Origin of the sequence: Micromonospora sp. WMMD730 (genome assembly GCF_049178955.1) — a bacterium.
In the GTDB taxonomy this organism is placed as follows: Bacteria; Actinomycetota; Actinomycetes; order Mycobacteriales; family Micromonosporaceae; genus Micromonospora; species Micromonospora wenchangensis.
In genome coordinates, this window is the sequence record NZ_JBMHML010000002.1 from 960,503 (window position 1) to 979,835 (window position 19,333).

Annotated in this window: 20 protein-coding genes; 18 read left to right on the top strand and 2 right to left on the bottom strand. The window is 71.8% G+C overall.

Features of this window, described 5'->3' with window-relative positions; translation table 11 throughout:
* The first annotated feature begins 64 nt into the window (after nucleotides 1-64).
* Together rpmE and prfA are read left to right on the top strand one after the other, a co-directional pair.
* A complete protein-coding gene (gene rpmE, locus ACN265_RS04415) occupies nucleotides 65-289 on the top strand; it encodes a 50S ribosomal protein L31 (RefSeq protein WP_088642795.1) in 225 nt (74 codons plus the stop codon).
* Nucleotides 290-409: 120 nt separating this feature from the next.
* On the top strand, nucleotides 410-1,498 hold the full coding sequence (prfA, locus tag ACN265_RS04420) for a peptide chain release factor 1 (protein ID WP_420117846.1): 1,089 nt from the start codon (nucleotides 410-412) through the stop codon (nucleotides 1,496-1,498).
* Between the two features lie 82 nt (nucleotides 1,499-1,580).
* On the opposite strand, the gene ACN265_RS04425 is transcribed toward prfA, so the two are convergent.
* On the bottom strand, nucleotides 1,581-3,125 hold the full coding sequence (locus ACN265_RS04425; protein ID WP_204926922.1) for a GGDEF domain-containing protein: 1,545 nt from the start codon (nucleotides 3,123-3,125) through the stop codon (nucleotides 1,581-1,583).
* 75 nt (nucleotides 3,126-3,200) lie between these two features.
* Between ACN265_RS04425 and prmC the strand changes: the two genes are divergently transcribed.
* The 4 genes from prmC to ACN265_RS04445 all read left to right on the top strand — a co-directional run bounded on the left by prmC (nucleotide 3,201) and on the right by ACN265_RS04445 (nucleotide 7,692).
* Nucleotides 3,201-4,148, top strand: a complete 948-nt coding sequence (gene prmC, locus ACN265_RS04430; protein ID WP_421406110.1) for a peptide chain release factor N(5)-glutamine methyltransferase — start codon at nucleotides 3,201-3,203, stop codon at nucleotides 4,146-4,148.
* Complete coding sequence (locus ACN265_RS04435) at nucleotides 4,148-4,795, top strand: L-threonylcarbamoyladenylate synthase (protein WP_204926962.1); 648 nt, start codon at nucleotides 4,148-4,150, stop codon at nucleotides 4,793-4,795. The genes prmC and ACN265_RS04435 overlap by 1 nt, the downstream gene beginning before the upstream one ends.
* Nucleotides 4,796-5,407, top strand: a complete 612-nt coding sequence (locus ACN265_RS04440; protein ID WP_204926924.1) for a phosphotyrosine protein phosphatase — start codon at nucleotides 4,796-4,798, stop codon at nucleotides 5,405-5,407.
* Between the two features lie 167 nt (nucleotides 5,408-5,574).
* Nucleotides 5,575-7,692, top strand: a complete 2,118-nt coding sequence (locus ACN265_RS04445) for a transglycosylase domain-containing protein (RefSeq protein ID WP_421406112.1) — start codon at nucleotides 5,575-5,577, stop codon at nucleotides 7,690-7,692.
* Between the two features lie 123 nt (nucleotides 7,693-7,815).
* Here the strand turns inward: ACN265_RS04445 and ACN265_RS04450 are convergent, their stop codons facing one another.
* Entirely contained in the window at nucleotides 7,816-9,273 is a 1,458-nt protein-coding gene (locus ACN265_RS04450) for an SDR family oxidoreductase (protein ID WP_421406114.1), read from the bottom strand.
* Nucleotides 9,274-9,396: 123 nt separating this feature from the next.
* Here ACN265_RS04450 and ACN265_RS04455 point away from each other — a divergent pair, with 123 nt between their 5' ends.
* The 12 genes from ACN265_RS04455 to ACN265_RS04510 all read left to right on the top strand — a co-directional run bounded on the left by ACN265_RS04455 (nucleotide 9,397) and on the right by ACN265_RS04510 (nucleotide 19,320).
* Entirely contained in the window at nucleotides 9,397-9,828 is a 432-nt protein-coding gene (locus ACN265_RS04455; protein ID WP_420117842.1) for a hypothetical protein, read from the top strand.
* A gap of 173 nt (nucleotides 9,829-10,001) precedes the next feature.
* Nucleotides 10,002-10,238: an AtpZ/AtpI family protein gene (locus ACN265_RS04460; protein ID WP_204926928.1), complete on the top strand. Its 237-nt coding sequence runs from the start codon at nucleotides 10,002-10,004 to the stop codon at nucleotides 10,236-10,238.
* An 11-nt stretch (nucleotides 10,239-10,249) separates the two neighbouring features.
* The gene (atpB, locus tag ACN265_RS04465; protein ID WP_357927913.1) at nucleotides 10,250-11,047 is read left to right on the top strand and encodes a F0F1 ATP synthase subunit A; all 798 of its coding nucleotides are present in this window, start codon (nucleotides 10,250-10,252) and stop codon (nucleotides 11,045-11,047) included.
* A 133-nt stretch (nucleotides 11,048-11,180) separates the two neighbouring features.
* Complete coding sequence (locus ACN265_RS04470; RefSeq protein WP_067312849.1) at nucleotides 11,181-11,414, top strand: ATP synthase subunit C; 234 nt, start codon at nucleotides 11,181-11,183, stop codon at nucleotides 11,412-11,414.
* A 28-nt stretch (nucleotides 11,415-11,442) separates the two neighbouring features.
* The gene (locus ACN265_RS04475) at nucleotides 11,443-11,982 is read left to right on the top strand and encodes a F0F1 ATP synthase subunit B (protein WP_204926930.1); all 540 of its coding nucleotides are present in this window, start codon (nucleotides 11,443-11,445) and stop codon (nucleotides 11,980-11,982) included.
* Nucleotides 11,982-12,803, top strand: coding sequence for a F0F1 ATP synthase subunit delta (locus ACN265_RS04480; RefSeq protein ID WP_357927915.1), 822 nt, complete (start codon nucleotides 11,982-11,984; stop codon nucleotides 12,801-12,803). Before ACN265_RS04475 ends, ACN265_RS04480 begins: the two co-directional genes overlap by 1 nt.
* A gap of 87 nt (nucleotides 12,804-12,890) precedes the next feature.
* On the top strand, nucleotides 12,891-14,534 hold the full coding sequence (gene atpA, locus ACN265_RS04485; protein ID WP_204926932.1) for a F0F1 ATP synthase subunit alpha: 1,644 nt from the start codon (nucleotides 12,891-12,893) through the stop codon (nucleotides 14,532-14,534).
* Between the two features lie 9 nt (nucleotides 14,535-14,543).
* Complete coding sequence (locus ACN265_RS04490) at nucleotides 14,544-15,473, top strand: F0F1 ATP synthase subunit gamma (RefSeq protein WP_421406115.1); 930 nt, start codon at nucleotides 14,544-14,546, stop codon at nucleotides 15,471-15,473.
* Nucleotides 15,473-16,930, top strand: a complete 1,458-nt coding sequence (atpD, locus tag ACN265_RS04495) for a F0F1 ATP synthase subunit beta (RefSeq protein WP_204926934.1) — start codon at nucleotides 15,473-15,475, stop codon at nucleotides 16,928-16,930. Before ACN265_RS04490 ends, atpD begins: the two co-directional genes overlap by 1 nt.
* Nucleotides 16,931-17,176: 246 nt before the next feature.
* Nucleotides 17,177-18,436: an LCP family protein gene (locus tag ACN265_RS04500; RefSeq protein ID WP_421406116.1), complete on the top strand. Its 1,260-nt coding sequence runs from the start codon at nucleotides 17,177-17,179 to the stop codon at nucleotides 18,434-18,436.
* Nucleotides 18,437-18,573: 137 nt separating this feature from the next.
* Nucleotides 18,574-18,852, top strand: coding sequence for a F0F1 ATP synthase subunit epsilon (locus ACN265_RS04505; RefSeq protein ID WP_204926935.1), 279 nt, complete (start codon nucleotides 18,574-18,576; stop codon nucleotides 18,850-18,852).
* Between the two features lie 12 nt (nucleotides 18,853-18,864).
* Nucleotides 18,865-19,320, top strand: coding sequence for a DUF2550 domain-containing protein (locus ACN265_RS04510; RefSeq protein WP_088642779.1), 456 nt, complete (start codon nucleotides 18,865-18,867; stop codon nucleotides 19,318-19,320).
* The last annotated feature ends 13 nt before the right edge of the window (nucleotides 19,321-19,333 follow it).

Sequence of the window (19,333 nt, forward strand, 5' to 3'; positions counted from 1 at the left end):
GCGCACCAGGCGGCGGGGGATCAGCGGCGACCCGGCGACCACCTGACGAAAGGACCGAGGCGACATGAAGCCCAACATCCACCCGGAGTACACGACGACCGAGGTCAAGTGCTCCTGCGGCAACTCCTTCACGACCCGCAGCACCGCCAAGGGCGGCTCGATCAGCGTCGAGACCTGCAGCGCCTGCCACCCGTTCTACACCGGCAAGCAGCGCGTCCTCGACACCGCGGGCCGGGTCGCCAAGTTCCAGCAGAAGTACGCCAAGGTCCAGGCGAAGAAGGCCAAGTAGCTCCACCGACGACGCCCGTGTCCGGCCCCGTGCCGGACGCGGGCGTCGTCCGTTGCGCCCCCCTGTGACCTCCGTGTCCCGTTCCACCGTCGCCGGACCCGTCGAAGGAGCATTCCCCGCATGAGCAGCGAGCGCCTGGCCGCCCTCCTCGACGAGTACGCCGAGCTGGAGAAGCGGCTGGCCGATCCGGCCATCCACGCCGACCAGAACACCGCCCGCCGGGTCGGTCGCCGCTACGCCGAGCTGGTCCCGCTGCACAAGGCCGCCGGTGAGCTGGAGCAGACCCGCGCCGACCTGGTCGCGGCCCGGGAGCTGGCCGCCGAGGACCCGGCGTTCGGCGAGGAGGCGGACTCGATCGCGGCGACCCTGCCGGCGCTGGAGGAGCGGCTGGCCGAGCTGCTGATCCCCCGCGACCCGCACGACGCCAAGGACGTGATCATCGAGATCAAGGCCGGCGAGGGCGGCGAGGAGTCCGCGCTGTTCGCCGGGGACCTGCTGCGGATGTACACCAGGTACGCCGAGCGGCACGGCTGGCTGACCGAGGTGATCGACGCGCAGGACTCCGACCTCGGCGGGGTCAAGGACGTCTCGCTGGCCATCAAGACCAAGGGGGTCCCGGACGGCGGCAACGGCGTCTGGTCCCGGTTGAAGTGGGAGGGCGGGGTGCACCGGGTGCAGCGGGTCCCGGTCACCGAGTCGCAGGGCCGCATCCACACCAGCGCGGCCGGTGTCCTGGTGCTGCCCGAGGCCGAGGACGTCGACGTCACCATCGACCCGAACGAGCTGCGGATCGACGTGTTCCGCTCGTCGGGGCCGGGCGGCCAGTCGGTGAACACCACCGACTCGGCGGTGCGCATCACCCACCTGCCCACCGGCGTGGTGGTCTCCTGCCAGAACGAGAAGTCCCAGTTGCAGAACCGGGAGCAGGCGATGCGCATCCTGCGGGCCCGGCTGCTGGCGGTGGCCCAGGAGCAGGCCGACGCCGCCGCCTCGGACGCCCGCAGGGCGCAGGTGCGCACCGTGGACCGTTCGGAGCGCATCCGCACCTACAACTTCCCGCAGAACCGGATCACCGACCACCGGATCGGCTACACCGCGTACAACCTCGACCTGGCGCTCGCCGGGGAGCTGGACGGTGTGCTGGACGCCCTCGCCGAGGCGGACCGGGCCGCCCGCCTCGCCGGCGACACCGAGCTGACCCGCCGCTGACCCGGTCGCGCGGTCGGGCCCGGCACACAGCGCCGGCGTGCGCCCGGCGGGCCGGTGGGAAACCCGGGGACGGGGTGGTGTCTCAGGAGGCGCGGGAGCGGGCCTTGGCGCGCAGCATCTCCCGGTCGGCGATCTCGAACGCGAGACCGAGGGCGTCGCGCAGCGCGGTGCCGGTGCCGGCGACCTCGGCGAAACCGATGCTCACCCCGACCGGGGTGCCGGGCACCAGCGACTCCCAGTCCTCGGTGCGCACCGCCGCGTCGATCCGGCGGGCCACCTCGGCCGCCTCGGTCATGCCGGCGCCGGAGAGCACCACCACGAACTCGTCGCCGCCGTAGCGGGCCACGAAGTCGCCCCGCCGCATCACCCGGTTGATCACCCCGGCGATGCGTTGCAGCACCAGGTCGCCGGAGTGGTGGCCGTGGTGGGTGTTGACCGCCTTGAAACCGTCGAGGTCGCAGACGCCGATCACCACCCGCTCGCCCCGGGACACCACCGAGCCGATGTAGCGCTCCAGCCGTCGCCGGTTGGGCAGCCCGGTCAACGGGTCGGTGAGCGCCTCACCCTCGAAGCGGGCGGCCTCCCGGCGCATCTCCTCGTGGTCGATGCGGGCCGCGATGCCGTCGATGTAGACGTCGCGCAGCCGGTCGTTGCGCTGCGCGGCCAGCCGGAACGCCATCCGGTCGGCGCGGTGCGCGGCGGCGTGGTCACCGGCCCGGGAGAAGGCGATGCTGCGCAGCCGGGACAGTTCCGCCGCGCCGAGCGTCTCGGCCGACACCCGGGCCGAGTCCAGGCGGGTGATCGCCTCGATCGGGCGGCCGTCGGCGACCGCCAGGCAGACGTGGCCGAGCTGGCGCATGTCCCGGGCGCGGGCGCTGTCCCCGCCGTGGTCGAGCAGCCGGGCCGGCTCCGGGCCGACCGGGGTCGCGTCGCCGAGCGCCGCCCGACGGACCGCCGCGTAGCCGTACGCGGCGAGGCTGCTCGGCCGCAGCCGGTCGGCCCGCCCGTCGTCGACGAACCGGGCCAGGTCGGCCGCGATGTCGCGGAGCACCCGCAGGCAGCCGTCGCTGTCGCCGTTGTGGTCCAGCGCGACGGCGTTGCGCAGCCGGATGCCGGGGGCGGCGAAGGTCTCCTCGGGGATGCCGGCGGCGGCGCCGTGCTGGCGGGCCCGCTCGATCGCGCCCAGCGCGTAGCCGTGGAAGCTGAGGTAGGAGTAGGCCATCGCCAGGTCGTGCCAGCCCCAGGCGGTGTCCCGGTCCCGGTCCTCCGCCGCGCCCAGCGCCCGCGCCGCCCGGACCAGGTGGGTGACGCAGCGGTCCAGCGCGCCCTGGTGGTGCGCGGCGAGCGCGGCCAGCGCGTTGAGGTGCCCGTGCAGGTAGGGCTCGGGGAGGTCGCGTACCGCCCCGGAGGCCTCCTCGATGGCCCGGGTGAACTCGGCCGTCCGGCCCAGGTTGATCAACGCGCAGAGCCGCTGCACCAGCGCGTCCGCCCGGGTGTACGGGTCGGCGGTGGTGCGCAGCACCCGGTCGAGGACGCCGACCGCCTCGGCCGAGCGGCTCGACTCCTGGAGGCTGCGGGCATGCGTGAGGGCGTCAACCTGGTCATCGACCCGGTCGAGCCACCCCACCTGGCGAACCTCCCGTCGGTGTGCGCCCGGCCGCACCCACTCGTGGCGGGACCGGCGACGCCTCATGATTATGGCGTGACCTCACTCCCACGCCACCCGTCCGAAGGGACAGAACACGAGCGGACCTCGCCCGTGGTGGCCCGCGCCGCCCGTACCCTCGCCGCCGCCGGGGTGGCCTCGGCCCGGTCCGAGGCGGAGCAGCTCGCCGCCTACGTGCTGGACGTGCCCCGGGGCCGGCTCGCCCTGACCGACGGCTTCACCCCCGCGCAACGGGCCCGGTACGACGCGCTGGTGGCCCGGCGGGCCGACCGGGAGCCGTTGCAGCACCTGACCGGCCGGGCCGGCTTCCGGCACCTGGAGCTGGCGGTCGGGCCGGGGGTCTTCGTGCCCCGCCCGGAGACGGAGCTGCTGGCCGGCTGGGGCGTCGAGCGGGCGCTGACCCGGCCGGAACCGGTGGTGGTCGACCTGTGCAGCGGTTCCGGGGCGATCGCGCTGGCGGTCGCCCAGGAGGTGCCGGCGGCCCGGGTGGTGGCGGTGGAACGGTCCCCGGCCGCGTTGACGTGGCTGCGCCGCAACGCCGCCGGGCGGGCCGCCGCCGGGGACCGGCCGGTCGAGGTGGTGGCCGCCGACGTCACCGACCCGGGGCTGCTGGCCGACCTGGTCGGCGCGGTGGACGTGCTGCTGTGCAACCCGCCGTACGTGCCACGGTCGGTGCCGGTTCCGCCGGAGGTGGCCGGGCACGACCCCGACGAGGCGGTGTTCGGCGGGGCGGACGGGCTGGCGGTGCTGCGGCCGGTGCTGCGCCGGGCGGCCGAGCTGCTGCGACCCGACGGCGAGCTGGGCGTCGAGCACGACGACACACACGGCGGGGCGGTGCCGGCGCTGCTGACCGCCGACGGCCGCTACACGGCGGTGCGGGCGCACCGGGACCTCGCCGGACGCCCCCGGTTCACCACCGCGTCCCGCCGGTCGGACGGCCCGCACGCCGTCGGGGCGTCGGCGTGGCAGACTGGCTCCTCGTGATGCTCTACGACTGTCGGTCACCCGCCGACCGGGACCGCGGCATCGCCGCGGCGATCGAGGCGGTCAAGAACGGCGAGCTGGTCGTTCTCCCCACCGACACGGTTTACGGGATCGGCGCGGACGCGTTCACCCCGTACGCGGTCAAGGCCCTCTCCGACGCCCGGGGCGGCAGCCAGGCGGCGCCGCCGGTGCTGATCGGCTCCCGGCACACCCTCGACGGCCTGGTCTTCTCGCTGCCCCGCGCGGCCCGTGACCTGGTCGAGGCGTTCTGGCCCGGTGCGTTGACCATCGTGGTGGAGCACTCGCCGAGCCTCGCCTGGGACCTGGGCGGCGACGCCGACGGCACGGTGGCGGTCCGGATGCCGCTGCACCCGGTGGCGCTGGAGGTGCTGCGGGAGACCGGTCCGATGGCGGTGGCCGCGGCCAACAAGGTGGGCCAGTCGCCGGCGTTGACCGCGGAGGAGGCCCGCGACCAGCTCAGCTACTCGGTGCGGGTCTACCTGGAGGCCGGGGCCTGCCCCGACCCGGTGCCGAGCACGATCGTCGACCTGACCGGGGAGACGCCCCGGCTGCTGCGGGCCGGCGCGATCACCCTCGACCAGCTCCGCGACGTCGCGCCGGACATTCTCGACGAGCGGGGAGCCTGAGTGCCGCCGTTCACCGTCCTGCACGTCTGCATGGGCAACATCTGCCGGTCCCCGATGGCCGAACGGCTGCTGGTGCTCGCCGTCCGCGAGCGGCTGGAGCGGCTCGGCGTCGACCCGGCCGACGCGGACGCGCTGCTGCACAGCCACAGCGCCGGCACCGGCGGGTGGCACGCGGGGGAGGAGATGAACCCGCCGGCCGCCCGGCAGGTGCTCGGTCGCGGTGGTGACGTCGAGGGTTTCGCCGCCCGCAAGCTGCGCTCCGACCTGATCGACGCCGCCGACCTGGTCCTCACCGCCACCGCCGACCAGCAGGAGTACGTGGTGGCGCTGCGCCCGGACGCGGCGTCGCGGACCTTCGTGCTGGGCGAGTTCGGCAGGCTGCTCGGTGCGCTGGACACCGCCGCCCTGCCGCCGGCCGACGCCACCCCGGACGCCGTGTACGCCCGGGGGGTGGCCCTGGTGGCGGCGGTCGACGCGGCCCGGCAGGGGGCGACCGCGCTGCACTCCGACGACCTGGACGACCCGTGGGGCCGGGGCGACCAGTGCTTCAGCCGGGTGGCCGACGAGATCGAGGAGACGGTGCACCCGCTCACCTCGGCGCTGCTGCCGTAAGCGTCGCCGGCTGAGGGACGCCCCGTCCGGGTGACCGGCGCGGCGTGTCCCGTCCCGCGCGCCGTGTCCGTCCCGCGAACTTCCTCCGGTTTCGGGGAAAGATGAGAGTTCGGGCGGTTTTGCGGGTCATGCTGAGCGGGTCCTGACGACTCCTGCGGGGAGTACTGATGATCCGGGCCCTCCACAAGGCGTTCACCGTGCTGCTCGCCGGCGTCCTCGCCGGCCTGGTGCTGGCCGGGGCGGCGCTCCCGCTCGCCCTGGTGTTCGGCCTCGGTTTCGGCGGCATCGCCTCGTCCTACGCCGAACTGCCCAACACCCTGCGCACCCCACCCACCGCCCAGCGGTCCACCCTCTACGCCGCCGACGGCGTCACCCTGATCACGTCCTTCTACACCGAGGACCGGGTGGACGTGCCGCTGGCCAAGGTCGCGCCGGTGATGCGCCAGGCCATCGTGGCCGCCGAGGACGCCCGGTTCTACCAGCACCGGGGTGTCGACGTGCGGGGCGTGGTGCGGGCGTTCACCGTCAACCAGCGCGACGGCCGGGCCCGGCAGGGCGCGTCCACGCTGACCATGCAGTACGTCCGCAACGTGCTCAGCAACGACCCCCGGCTGACCAAGGAACAGCGCAGGAAGGCGACCGAGATCAGCACCGCCCGCAAGCTCCAGGAGATGCGGTACGCCCTGGCGCTGGAGCGCGAGCTGACCAAGGACGAGATCCTCACCCGCTACCTGAACATCGCCTACTTCGGCGCCGGGGCGTACGGGATCGCCGCCGCCACCAAGCGCTACTTCTCCACCACCCCGGCCCGGCTGACCCTGGCCCAGGCGTCGCTGCTGGCCGGGCTGGTCCGCTCCCCGGACACCGACGACCCGATCAACGGCGACGCCGACGCGGCGCTGACCCGGCGCTCGTACGTGCTGGACCGGATGGTGGCGCTGGCCCAGGTCGGGCCGGTCGACGCGGCGCAGGCCCGCGAGGAACCGCTCGATCTACGGCCCAGCCGGACGCCCAACGACTGCACCGCCGTGCCCGAGCAGCGCAACGACTGGGGCTTCTTCTGCGACTGGTTCACCCAGTGGTGGAGCGACCAGCCCGCCTTCGGCGCGACCGCCGCCGAACGGCAGGACACCCTGCGCCGGGGCGGCTTCCGGATCGTCGCCTCGCTCGACCCGGCGGTGCAGCGGGCCGCCGTACGCCAGGTGACCGGCATCTACGACGTGGACGATCCCCGGGCGGCGCCGGTGGCGGTGGTCCAGCCCGGCACCGGGCGGGTGCTGGCCCTGGCGGTGAACCGCCACTACAGCGTCGCCCCCAACCCGGCCGGGCAGCGGAACTACCCGAACACGGTCAACCAGCTCGTCGCCGGTGGCAACGGCATCGAGGGCTACCAGGCCGGCTCGACGTTCAAACTGTTCACCCTGCTGGCGGCCCTGGAGTCCGGGCTGCCGCTGGAGACCCCCTTCGTCGCGCCGAGCCGGATCGTGACCCGGTTCCCGACCGACGACCCCCGGTCGAGCTGTGGCGGCCGGTGGTGCCCGGTCAACGCCACCCCCGAGTGGATGGATGGCTACCGCACCATGTGGACCGCGTTCGGCCGCTCGGTGAACACCTACTTCGCCTGGCTCACCGAGAAGGTCGGCGCGGAGCGGGTGGTCGAGATGGCCGAGCGGCTGGGCATCCGGTTCCGCGCCCCCGACGACGCCGAGCTGGCCCGGTCCGGGGCGCGCGACTGGGGGGCGTTCACCCTCGGTGTCTCCTCCACCACCCCGCTCGACCTTGCCAACGCGTACGCCACGGTGGCCGCCGAGGGGACCTGGTGCGCGCCGTCACCCGTCGTGTCGATCACCGACAGCGCCGGGAAGGAGGTGGCCGCCGGCCGGCCCGACTGCCGGCAGGTGATCGACACCGAGGTGGCCCGGGCCGCCGCCGACGCGGCCCGCTGCCCGGTCGGTGACCAGTCGATGTACCGTCGCTGCGACGGCGGCACGGCCGAGCAGCTCCGCCCGGGGCTGGGTCGCCCGGTGGCCGGCAAGACCGGCAGTTCGGAACGGAACGAGACCGAGTCGGTGGTGGCGTTCACCCCGCAGCTCGCGGTGGCCCAGATCGCCGCCAATCCCGACGACCCACGGGACGCGGTCGGGGCCGCCGTGCAGTCCCGGATGGTCGACGCGGTGGGCCGCATCCTCGCCGCCGCCCTGGCTGACAGCCCGGTCCGCGACTTCGTCCCGCCCGGCGAGTCGGTCACCTACCGGCTCGCCCCCGGCCCCCGCGACGGCAACTGAGCCGGCCCGGGCCCGTCCCCGCCCCGTCGATCATGGAGTTGTGCTGCTCGCAGAACGGGTCAGAACGGTCTGATACGTCCACCGTAACTCCATGATCGACAGGGGTCGGGTGTGGGGTGGGGATCAGGGGGTGGGGGTGTGCCGGGCGATGTTGCGGGCCATCCCGCCGAAGATGATCGTGTGGAACGGGGCGACCGAGAGCCAGTAGAGGTGGCCGGGCAGGCCCCGGGGGAGGAAGACGGCGCGTTGCACGTACCGGCTGCGGCCGTCTCCGGCCGGCTCGGCGCGCAGCTCCAGCCAGGCCCGGCCGGGCAGCCGCATCTCGGCGCGCAGCCGCAGCAGTTCCCCGGGGACGATCTCCTCCACCCGCCAGAAGTCCAGCGCCTCGCCGACCTGGAGGCGGTGCGGATCGCGCCGGCCCCGGCGCAGCCCCACCCCGCCGACCAGCCGGTCCAGCCAGCCGCGCACCGACCAGGCGAGCGGGAACGAGTACCAGCCGTGCTCGCCGCCGACGCCCTCGATGACCCGCCAGAGCGCGGCCGGCGGGGCGGCCACCTCCTGCTCCCGGATGTCGGTGTAGGCGGTCCCGCCGGACCAGTCCGGGTCCGACGGCAGGGGTTCGGCCGGGGCGTCCGGGCCGCTCGCGTTCGACCAGCGGGTCTCCACCTGGGCGTCGCGCACCTTGGTCAGGGCCAGCGCCACGGCGTCGTCGAAGCCGGTCAGCCCGCCCGGCGGGTCGGGCAGCCACCTGGCGATGTCGTGCTCGTGCGCGACCGCCTCGTGGATCAGGCTCTCCACCAGCGGGCGGGCGATGGCGTTCGGCACCGGGGTGATCAGCCCCACCCAGTGCGAGGACAGCGCCGGGGTCAGCGGGCGGACCGGCACGATGATCCGGCGGCGCAGCCCGGCCACCCGCGCGTACCGCTGCATCATCTCCCGGAAGGTGAGCACGTCAGGTCCGCCGATGTCGAAGGCCCGGTCCACCTCCGGCGGCAGGCCGGCGCAGCCGACCAGGTAGCGCAGCACGTCCCGGACGGCGATCGGCTGGATCCGGTTGCGGACCCAGCGGGGGGTGACCATGGCCGGCAGCCGCTCGGTGAGGTAGCGCAGCATCTCGAACGAGGCCGACCCGGAACCGATGATCACGGCGGCCCGCAGCACCACCGTGGGCACCTCGCCGGCCAGCAGGATCCGGGCCACCTCGGCCCGGGACCGCAGGTGCGGCGAGGTCGAGCCGCCGGCGGCCGGCTCCGGCCCGCCCAGGTAGACGATCCGGCGTACGCCGGCCGCGGCGGCGGCCTCGGCGAAGTTGGTGGCGGCCTCCCGGTCGGCCGCCTCGAAGTCGGCCCGCCCGAGCGAGTGCACCAGGTAGTACGCGACGTCGACGTCGGCGAAGGCGGCCGGGAGGGTCTCCGGCCGGCGCAGGTCCCCCTCGGCGATCTCGGCCTGCGCCGCCCAGGGCACGTCGCGCAGCCGACCGGCCTTGCGGGCCAGGCAGCGCACCTGGTGCCCCTCGGCCAGCAGGCGGGGCGCGAGCCGGCCGCCGATGTACCCGGTCGCGCCGGTGACGAGGCATCTCACGGACACCAGTGTGCGGCTCCGTACACTCTTTCGCTGTGGAGAACGTGAAGCGCACCTGGTGGGGGCCGGACCGGGGGCGGCCCGTCGTGGCCGCGCCGCACGGCGACGGCCCGGAAGACCCGCGTGGCTGAGCCCGGGGCACGTGGCCCGGCGGTGGCCGACGACCAGGGGTGGCGGCTGCGCCACCTGCCGGTGCTGCTGGCCGCCTCGGCGGTGCTGGGGGTGGTCGCCGCGCTGGTCGGTGCGGTGACCGGGGGCGGCGTGGCGGCGCTCGGCGCGGCGGCCGGGGTGGCGGTGACGGCGGTCAGCTACAGCCTGACCACGGTGGTGCTGGCCAGGGCCGACGCGGTCAACCCGCAACTGGTGCTGCCCGTCGGGCTGGGCCTCTACATCGCCAAGTTCACCCTGCTGGGGGTGGTCATGGTGGCGGTGGCATCGACCGGCTGGGGTGGGCTGGTTCCACTGTGTGTCGGCATCGCCGCCGGCGTGTTGGTCTGGACCGGAGTGCACATCTGGTGGTTGACCAGGGTGTATTCCCGTCGACAGGTGTCCTGACTGTCCCACATGGTGGGCAGGCGGGCAACTGTCCGCGTGCGGTCGTTCTCTCCCTTGCGGAAGGGGAGTAGCGTGCCCCCAGACGATGGAGCCCGCCAGACGCCCACACAACGACGGTTGTGCGGGGGGTGAGGCACAGCCTCGTCTCCCCGGCTGATATCGTTCGCCCCGTCATGGCTGATGACCAAACCCCCCAACCCACCGGTGGTCCGGGCGACGTTCCGACCGGCGCCGGTCAGGGTTGGACTGCGCTCTCGTACCTCATCGGGGGCATGCTCGTCTGGGGTTTCATCGGCTGGCTGGTCGACCAGTGGCTCGACTCCGGCGGCATCGCCACCGGGATCGGTGTCGTGCTCGGCATGGCCGGGGGAATCATCCTGGTCGTCCGCCGGCTCGGCACGCCTACTTAGGAAGGGACGCGGTGTTCGGACAGGCGAACGTCCTGGCAGCGGGCCAGGCGGCATTCCCACCCAGCGTGGAGGACTTCTACCTGCCCAGCATCCTGCCCTGGGGTGCGCACGACTCGTACTGGTTCACCAAGATCACGTTGATGGTGTGGGTCGCCGTCGGCATCCTGATCATCTTCTTCCTGGCGACCTACCGGAAGCCGCAGCTGGTCCCGACCAAGAAGCAGTGGCTCGCCGAGTCGATCTACGGCTTCGTGCGCAACAACATCGCGGTCGACATGCTCGGGCACCGGGGGGTGCGGTTCGCGCCGTACTTCACCACGCTCTTCTGCTTCGTGCTGCTGACCAACTTCTTCGCGATCGTGCCGCTGTTCCAGATCTCGCCGAACTCGCACATCGCCTTCCCGGCGATCCTCGCGGTGATCAGCTATGTGCTGTTCAACTACATCGGCATCCGGCAGCACGGCTTCGTGAAGTACTTCAAGAACTCTCTGGTTCCGCCGGCGCCCTGGTTCATCCTGCCGCTGCTGATCCCGATCGAGCTCTTCTCGACCTTCATCGTCCGGCCGTTCTCGCTGGCCGTGCGTCTGTTCGCCAACATGTTCGCCGGGCACATGCTGCTGCTGGTCTTCACCCTCGGCGGCTTCGCGATGCTCAGCGCCAACGCCTGGCTGGCGCCGGTCTCGGTGCTGTCCTGGGTGATGACCATCGCGCTCACCTTCCTCGAATTCCTGGTCATCTGCCTGCAGGCCTACGTCTTCACCGTCCTCACCGCAAGCTACGTGCAGGGCGCGCTCGCCGACGAGCACTGATCCACCGGGCGGGGGCTCGCTCGCGAGCACTGGTCCACCGGGCGGGGGCTCGCCAGCGAGCACTGGTCCACCGCATCAACCCGTTGTCGTCCCGCGTGAGAGTCACGCGAGATACCCAGGAGGAACCACACCCATGGACGCTAGCGTTCTCGCCGAGGTCACCGGCAGCACCGCCGCCATCGGCTACGGCCTCGCCGCCATCGGCCCGGGCATCGGCGTCGGCCTGGTCTTCGCCGCCTACATCCAGTCGACGGCCCGCCAGCCGGAGTCGTCCCGGATGACCCTGCCGTACGTCTGGATCGGCTTCGCCGTCATCGAGGCGCTCGCGCTGCTGGGCATCGCCTTCGGCTTCATCTGGGCCGGCTGACCCAGTCCCGCAGACCAGGAGGTCATCCATGTACTTCCTCGCCGCTGAGGGTGGTGAGTCGACGCACAACCCGATCATCCCGATCTGGCAGGAGATCGTGGTTGGCAGCGTCGCCTTCGCCGTGCTCTGCTTCGTGCTGATGAAGTTCGTCTTCCCCCGCATGGAACAGACGTTCCAGGCCCGGGTCGACGCGATCGAGGGCGGCATCAAGCGTGCCGAGGCCGCCCAGGCCGAGGCCAACCAGCTCCTCGAGCAGTACCGCGCGCAGCTCGCCGAGGCGCGTACCGACGCCGCCAAGATCCGGGACGACGCCCGGGCCGACGCGGAGGGCATCCGGCAGGACATCCTCGGCAAGGCGCGGGAGGAGTCCGACCGGATCATCGCGGCCGGCAAGGAGCAGCTCGCCGCCGAGCGGGCCACCATCGTGCGTGAGCTGCGGGCCGAGGTCGGCACCATCGCGGTGGACCTGGCCAGCAAGATCGTCGGTGAGTCGCTTGCCGACGAGGCGCGCCGCAAGGGCACCGTCGACCGGTTCCTGAGCAACCTCGAGAGCACGGGGGCCCGCTGATGCAGGCCGCCAGCCGGGAGTCGTACGCGGTCGCGGCCGAGCGCCTCGACGCGTACGTCCGCGGGGCGGAGCCGTCGGCGGTGGCGACCACCGCCGACGACATCCTCTCCGTCGCCGCCCTGTTGCGGGGCGAGCCGCGGCTGCGCCGGGCGCTGTCCGACCCGGCCCGCAGCGGTGACGACCGTGCGGCGCTGCTCACCGGCATCCTGACCGGCAAGATCGGCGCGGACGCGCTCGACCTGCTGTCCGGCCTGGTCGCCGGGCGCTGGTCGACGCCGTCGGAGCTGCTCGACGGCACCGAGCGGCTCGGGGTGGAGGCGCTGCTGGCCAGTGCCGACGCCGCGGGTGACCTCGGTGAGGTCGAGGACGAGCTGTTCCGCTTCGGTCAGGTGGTCGCCGGCCAGTCCGCGCTCTCCGCGGCGCTGGCCGACCCGATCGCCCCGGCCGGGCAGCGGGCCGGACTGGCCCGTGAGCTGCTCGCCGGCAAGGCCCGGCCGGTCACCGTCCGCCTCGTCGAGGTGGCCCTCGGCGGGTTCGGGGGACGCTCCTTCACCGGGGCGCTCACCCGGCTGGTCGAGCTGGCCGCCGACCGGCGGGACCGTCAGGTCGCGTACGTGACCGTGGCGGCTCCGTTGAGTGAGTCCGACGAGCGACGGCTCGGTGCCCGCCTCTCCGCGATGTACGGTCGAGAGGTTTCCGTCAAGCAGACGGTCGACCCGGAGGTGCTCGGTGGGGTGAGCGTGCGGGTCGGTTCCGACCTGTACGACGGCACCGTCCTGCGCCGCCTCAACGAGACCCGCAACGCGCTCGTGCAGCGCTGACCAGCGGCCTCGCCGCCCTTTGATCGACGCCATTCGGACCGGTCGGTACTAGGTATCCCGGGCCCCTGATACTTAAGGAAGCAGAGGATGGCCGAGCTGACCATCTCGACGGAGGAGATCCGCGGCGCCCTGGAGCGCTACGTCTCCTCCTACTCGACCGACGTCTCCCGCGAGGAGGTCGGCACCGTCGCCGACACCGGTGACGGCATCGCCCACGTCGAGGGCCTGCCCTCGACCATGACCAACGAACTCCTGGAGTTTGAGGACGGCACGCTCGGCGTGGCGTTGAACCTCGACGTGCGGGAGATCGGTGTCGTCGTTCTCGGTGACTCCGCCAAGCTGGAGGAGGGGCAGCGCGTCAAGCGCACCGGCCGGGTGCTCTCCGTACCGGTCGGCGACGCCTTCCTCGGCCGCGTGGTCAACGCGCTCGGCCAGCCGATCGACGGCCTCGGCGACATCGCCGACGAGGGCTACCGCGAGCTGGAGCTCCAGGCCCCCAACGTGATGTCCCGGCAGTCGGTCGACGAGCCGCTGCAGACCGGTATCAAGGCGATCGACGCGATGACCCCGATCGGTCGGGGCCAGCGGCAGCTGATCATCGGCGACCGGAAGACCGGCAAGACCACCGTCGCGCTGGACACCATCCTCAACCAGCGGGACAACTGGCGTTCCGGCGACCCGAAGAAGCAGGTCCGCTGCATCTACGTCGCCATCGGCCAGAAGGCCTCCACGATCGCCTCGATCAAGGGCATCCTGGAGGACGCGGGCGCGCTGGAGTACACCACCATCGTGGCCTCCCCGGCGTCCGACCCGGCCGGCTTCAAGTACCTCGCCCCCTACACCGGCTCGTCCATCGGGCAGCACTGGATGTACGGCGGCAAGCACGTCCTGATCGTCTTCGACGACCTGAGCAAGCAGGCCGAGGCGTACCGGGCCGTGTCGCTGCTGCTGCGCCGTCCGCCGGGCCGTGAGGCGTACCCGGGTGACGTCTTCTACCTGCACTCCCGCCTGCTGGAGCGCTGCGCGAAGCTCTCCGACGAGCTGGGTGGCGGCTCGATGACCGGCCTGCCGATCATCGAGACGAAGGCCAACGACATCTCGGCCTTCATCCCGACCAACGTCATCTCCATCACCGACGGCCAGATCTTCCTGGAGTCCGACCTGTTCAACCAGGGCGTCCGGCCGGCCATCAACGTCGGCACCTCGGTCTCCCGGGTCGGTGGCGCCGCGCAGATGAAGCCGATGAAGAAGGTCTCCGGCTCGCTGCGGCTCAACCTGGCCCAGTTCCGTGAGCTGGAGGCGTTCGCCGCCTTCGCCTCCGACCTGGACAAGGCCTCGCAGGCCCAGCTGAACCGGGGTTCCCGGCTGGTCGAGCTGCTCAAGCAGCCGAACTACTCGCCGTACCCGGTGCAGGAGCAGGTCGTCTCGGTCTGGGCCGGCGTCGAGGGCAAGCTCGACGACGTCCCGGTCGGCGAGGTGCGTCGCTTCGAGTCGGAGTTTCTCCAGTACCTGCGGCACAAGCACGAGGGTGTGCTGGCCTCGATCGCGGACGGCAAGTGGGGCGACGACATCGCCGCCTCGCTCGACTCGGCCGTCACCGAGTTCAAGCAGGTCTTCCTCGGCAAGGCCGACGAGCGCCGGGTCAACGACGCGCCGGCCAAGCCGCTGGAGGGCGAGTCCGACCGGGAGACGGTCACCCGCTACGCCGGCGGCGACGCCGAGAAGCAGTAGGGCTGACTCATGGCGGCCCAGGTACGCGTTCTTCGCCAGCGGATCCGTTCGGCGAAGGGGATGAAGAAGATCACCAAGGCGATGGAGCTCGTGGCGACGAGCCGCATCGCCAAGGCCCAGGCCCGGGTCACGGCGTCCCTGCCGTACGCCCAGGCGATCACCGGCGTGCTCACCGCGCTGGCCTCGAACGCCCGGATCGACCACCCGCTGCTCACCCCGCGCGAGCAGGTGCGGCGGGCGGGCGTCCTGCTGGTCACCTCCGACCGGGGCCTGGCCGGCGGGTACAGCTCCAACGCGATCAGGACCGCCGAGTCGCTGATCGCCCGGCTCACCGCCGAAGGCAAGGAGCCGGTGCTCTACGTCATCGGACGCAAGGGTCTGACGTTCTACCGGTTCCGCAACCGGCAGATCGCGGCGAACTGGACCGGCTTCTCGGAGCAGCCCACCTTCGCCGACGCCCGTGAGGTCGGCGAGACGCTGATCGCGGCGTTCACCGCCGGTGCCGACGACACCGACGACGACGCCGGGCCGGACGGCGTGCTCGGTATCGACGAGTTGCACATCGTCTACACCGAGTTCCACAGCCTGATGACCCAGAACCCGGTCACGAAGATCATCGGTCCGATGCAGGTCGAGGACCGGCCGCGCTCCGAGGGGCTGCTGCCGGCGTACGAGTTCGAGCCGGAGGCGGAGTCGCTGCTCGACGCGCTGTTGCCGAGGTACATCAACACGCGGATCTACGCGGCGTTGCTGGAGTCGGCGGCGAGCGAGTCGGCGGCCCGGCGGCGGGCGATGAAGAGCGCCACCGACAACGCCGAAGAGATGATCGAGAAGTACACGCGTGAGATGAACTCGGCCCGCCAGGCCGGGATCACCCAGGAGATCAGTGAGATCGTCGGCGGCGCGAACGCGCTGGCCGCGTCGGGAAGTGAAGTGTGATGACTGTATCCGCAGTTGCCGGGGGACCGGCAGAGACCAGTACGGCCACCGGTCGCGTGGTTCGGGTCATCGGCCCGGTCGTCGACGCCGAGTTCCCGCGCGACGCCATGCCGGCCCTGTTCAACGCCCTGCACGTGGAGGTGAACCTCTCCGGCGGCGCGAAGACGCTCACCCTGGAGGTCGCCCAGCACCTGGGTGACAACCTGATCCGCGCCATCTCGATGCAGCCGACCGACGGTCTGGTCCGGGGCGCCGAGGTGGTCGACACCGGTTCGCCGATCACCGTGCCGGTGGGCGACGCGGTCAAGGGCCACGTCTTCAACGCCATCGGCGAGTGCCTCAACCTCACCGAGGGCGAGACGCTCGACGCGGACGACCGGTGGGGCATCCACCGCAAGGCCCCGGCCTTCGCGGACCTGGAGCCGAAGACCGAGATGCTGGAGACCGGCATCAAGGTCATCGACCTGCTCGCCCCGTACGTCAAGGGCGGCAAGATCGGCCTGTTCGGCGGCGCGGGCGTGGGCAAGACGGTGCTCATCCAGGAGATGATCACCCGTGTGGCCCGGAACTTCGGTGGTACGTCGGTCTTCGCCGGCGTGGGTGAGCGCACCCGTGAGGGCAACGACCTCATCGCCGAGATGACCGAGTCCGGCGTCATCGACAAGACCGCGCTGGTCTACGGCCAGATGGACGAGCCGCCGGGCACCCGGCTGCGGGTGGCGCTGTCGGCGCTGACCATGGCCGAGTACTTCCGGGACGTCAAGAAGCAGGAGGTGCTGCTCTTCATCGACAACATCTTCCGCTTCACCCAGGCCGGTTCCGAGGTCTCCACCCTGCTCGGCCGGATGCCGAGCGCGGTGGGTTACCAGCCGACCCTGGCCGACGAGATGGGCGAGCTCCAGGAGCGGATCACCTCCGTCCGGGGCCAGGCCATCACCTCGCTCCAGGCGATCTACGTGCCCGCCGACGACTACACCGACCCGGCGCCGGCGACCACCTTCGCCCACCTGGACGCGACCACCAACCTGGAGCGGTCGATCTCCGACAAGGGCATCTACCCGGCCGTGGACCCGCTGGCGTCCTCGTCCCGGATCCTCGCCCCGGAGTTCGTCGGCGAGGCGCACTTCGCGGTGGCCACCGAGGTCAAGCGCATCCTCCAGCGCTACAAGGACCTCCAGGACATCATCGCCATCCTCGGTATCGAGGAGCTCTCGGAAGAGGACAAGCTCACCGTCGGCCGGGCCCGTCGGATCGAGCGTTTCCTCTCCCAGAACACCTACGCCGCCGAGCAGTTCACCGGCGTGCCGGGCTCGACGGTCCCGATCGAGGAGACCATCGACGCGTTCCGGAAGATCAGCGAGGGCGAGTACGACCACTTCCCCGAGCAGGCCTTCTTCATGTGCGGCGGTCTGGAGGACCTGGAGCGCAAGGCGAAGGAGCTGATGTCGGAGGGCTGAGCCCCCCGACAGCCGAGCCTCCGACAGCTGAGCCCTCGGACAGCGGTTCTGCGAAGGCCACCCCGGTCGCCCGGGGTGGCCTTCGACCGTTCCTGCCTGGTGGGGGCCGGTGTCCGGTTACCGGGCGAGCGGTCGCCACAGGGGCGGGGTACCGTTTCGAGAACGACGCTCGGATCCGGGCGTCGATATGGTGCAACTTTTCGACCGGGTACGCCCGTCTCCTCTTCGTGGGCGTGACGAATCCTCGTGACGAGTCCCCGTGCGCGACGAATGGAGCTGCTGGTGGGTAAGGCCGGCGAGAGCGGCAGGGCCGGCAAGGCCGGCAAGAGCGGCAGGGACGGCAAGGGCGGCGGGATCGGTAAGGCCGGCACGGTTGGTAAGGCCGGCAGGAGCGGCAGACGGTCGATCTGGTCCGGGGTGCCCCGCTGGGCGCGTGCGTGCACCATCTTCGGGGTCGTGCTGCTGATGCTCAGCGGCGCGGTCCTGGTGGGCTACGAGACGCTGCTGTCGCGCTACGAGGGTTCGGTGGGCAAGGCCGACCTGTTCGGCGACAAGGCGGCCGGGGCGCAGGAGCGCAAGAGCAACGTCAAGGGCCCGCTGAACATCCTGCTGGTGGGCATCGACCCGCGGGACGCCAAGACCCCACCGCTGGCCGACTCGATCATGGTGCTGCACGTGCCCGAGTCGCTGGACCGGGCGTACATCTTCTCGGTGCCGCGTGACCTCTACGTCGACATCCCCAAGTTCGACAAGGCCGGCTACCGGGGCGGCTCCGGCAAGATCAACGGTGCGATGTCGCACGGCAGCATCGTCGAGGGTAAGAACCCCAGTGCGGCGCAGGGCTTCGAACTGCTCGCCAAGACCGTGCAGAAGGCGACCGGGATCAGCCGGTTCGACGCCGGGGCGATCATCAACTTCAGCGGTTTCCAGAAGATCGTCGACGCGATGGGCGGCGTCGACATGTACATCGAGCGCGAGGTCAAGTCCGAGCACCGCGAGCCGAACGGCAAGCACCGCAAGGGCAACCCGTACGGCGAGGGGTACATCGGGCCGCAGGCGGTCTACAAGAAGGGCAACCAGCACCTCAGCGGCTGGCAGGCGCTCGACTACGTCCGGCAGCGCTATCCGAAGAACGGCGTCCCGGACGCCGACTACGGTCGGCAGCGGCACCAGCAGCAGTTCATCAAGGCGATGATCAGCCAGGCGTTCAGCGCCGACGTGGTGACCAACCCGATCAAGCTGGACCGGGTGATCCGGGCCGCCGGCCAGTCGCTGACCTTCAACGGCCGGGGCAACAGCGTGGTCGACTTCGCCATCGCGCTCAAGGGCATCCGCTCGGAGAACGTCGAGCTGATCAAGCTGCCCGGTGAGGGGATCGGCACCGGCAACGGCTACCGCGGGGAGCGGTTGCTGCCCGCCGCCGACGACTTCTTCGCCGCCCTCAAGAACGAGCAGCTGGACGCCTTCATGCTGGAGCACCCGGAGTTCCGTAACAAGGTCAAGTGACCCCTGCGCGGTGCCGACAACCACCGTCCGGCCAGTCGACACGCCGGACGGTGGCGCAGGTCTCGGCACCCGCGTTGGGTCGGCGACGACGGTCCGACTAGACTTTCGGCAATCCGTCGCCGCAGCAAGGAGACAGCGTGGCACAGCAGCTTCACGTCGACCTCGTAGCCGTCGAGGAGAAGGTCTGGTCCGGCGAGGCCGAAATGGTCGTCGCCCGCACGACCGAAGGCGAGCTGGGTGTGCTGCCGGGGCACGCGCCGCTGCTCGGCCAGCTCGCCGAGCCCAGCCAGGTCCGGATCAAGCAGGCCGGCGGCCAACAGGTCGCCTACGACGTCACCGGCGGGTTCCTGTCGGTCGGTGCCGAGAGCGTCACGGTGCTCGCCGAGAGCGCCACCCCGGCCACTCCGGCCCGCTGAGTCCACCCGCCGATGGAGATCGTCGAAGGGATCGGAATCGGCATCGCGGTGATCCTCGCCGCGCTCCTGATCCTCTTCGTCCGGCGGGCCCTGGTCACCCGCAGCGGCGGCATCATCCGGCTGAGCGTCCGGGTCACCACCGTCCTGGACGGCCGGGGCTGGTCACCGGGCTTCGCGCGGTTCGTCGGCGACCAGCTCCGCTGGTACCGGATGTTCAGCTTCGCCCTGCGGCCCAAGCGGGTGCTCTCCCGCAAGGAGCTGGTGGTGGAGCGGCGGCGGCTGCCCGAGGGTCAGGAACGGCTCTCCATGCCGTCCGACTGGGTGATCCTCCGCTGTACCAGTCAACACGCGCCGGTCGAGATCGCCATGGCCCGCTCCACGGTGACCGGTTTCTCCTCCTGGCTCGAGGCCGCCCCGCCCGGGGCGGCCTCGCCGCGTATGGCCTCCCAGGACTGGCCCGCCGCCTGACCCGGCCCGGCCG

Excerpts from the sequence above, each read along its gene's own strand:
- atpA (WP_204926932.1), top strand. The coding sequence starts at position 12,891 with ATGGCCGAGCTGACCATCTCGACGGAGGAGATCCGCGGCGCCCTGGAG.
- ACN265_RS04475 (WP_204926930.1), top strand. The coding sequence starts at position 11,443 with ATGTACTTCCTCGCCGCTGAGGGTGGTGAGTCGACGCACAACCCGATC.
- ACN265_RS04490 (WP_421406115.1), top strand. The coding sequence starts at position 14,544 with ATGGCGGCCCAGGTACGCGTTCTTCGCCAGCGGATCCGTTCGGCGAAG.
- ACN265_RS04480 (WP_357927915.1), top strand. The coding sequence starts at position 11,982 with ATGCAGGCCGCCAGCCGGGAGTCGTACGCGGTCGCGGCCGAGCGCCTC.
- ACN265_RS04435 (WP_204926962.1), top strand. The coding sequence starts at position 4,148 with ATGCTCTACGACTGTCGGTCACCCGCCGACCGGGACCGCGGCATCGCC.
- prfA (WP_420117846.1), top strand. The coding sequence starts at position 410 with ATGAGCAGCGAGCGCCTGGCCGCCCTCCTCGACGAGTACGCCGAGCTG.
- ACN265_RS04460 (WP_204926928.1), top strand. The coding sequence starts at position 10,002 with ATGGCTGATGACCAAACCCCCCAACCCACCGGTGGTCCGGGCGACGTT.
- atpD (WP_204926934.1), top strand. The coding sequence starts at position 15,473 with ATGACTGTATCCGCAGTTGCCGGGGGACCGGCAGAGACCAGTACGGCC.
- ACN265_RS04510 (WP_088642779.1), top strand. The coding sequence starts at position 18,865 with ATGGAGATCGTCGAAGGGATCGGAATCGGCATCGCGGTGATCCTCGCC.
- ACN265_RS04445 (WP_421406112.1), top strand. The coding sequence starts at position 5,575 with ATGATCCGGGCCCTCCACAAGGCGTTCACCGTGCTGCTCGCCGGCGTC.
- rpmE (WP_088642795.1), top strand. The coding sequence starts at position 65 with ATGAAGCCCAACATCCACCCGGAGTACACGACGACCGAGGTCAAGTGC.
- ACN265_RS04470 (WP_067312849.1), top strand. The coding sequence starts at position 11,181 with ATGGACGCTAGCGTTCTCGCCGAGGTCACCGGCAGCACCGCCGCCATC.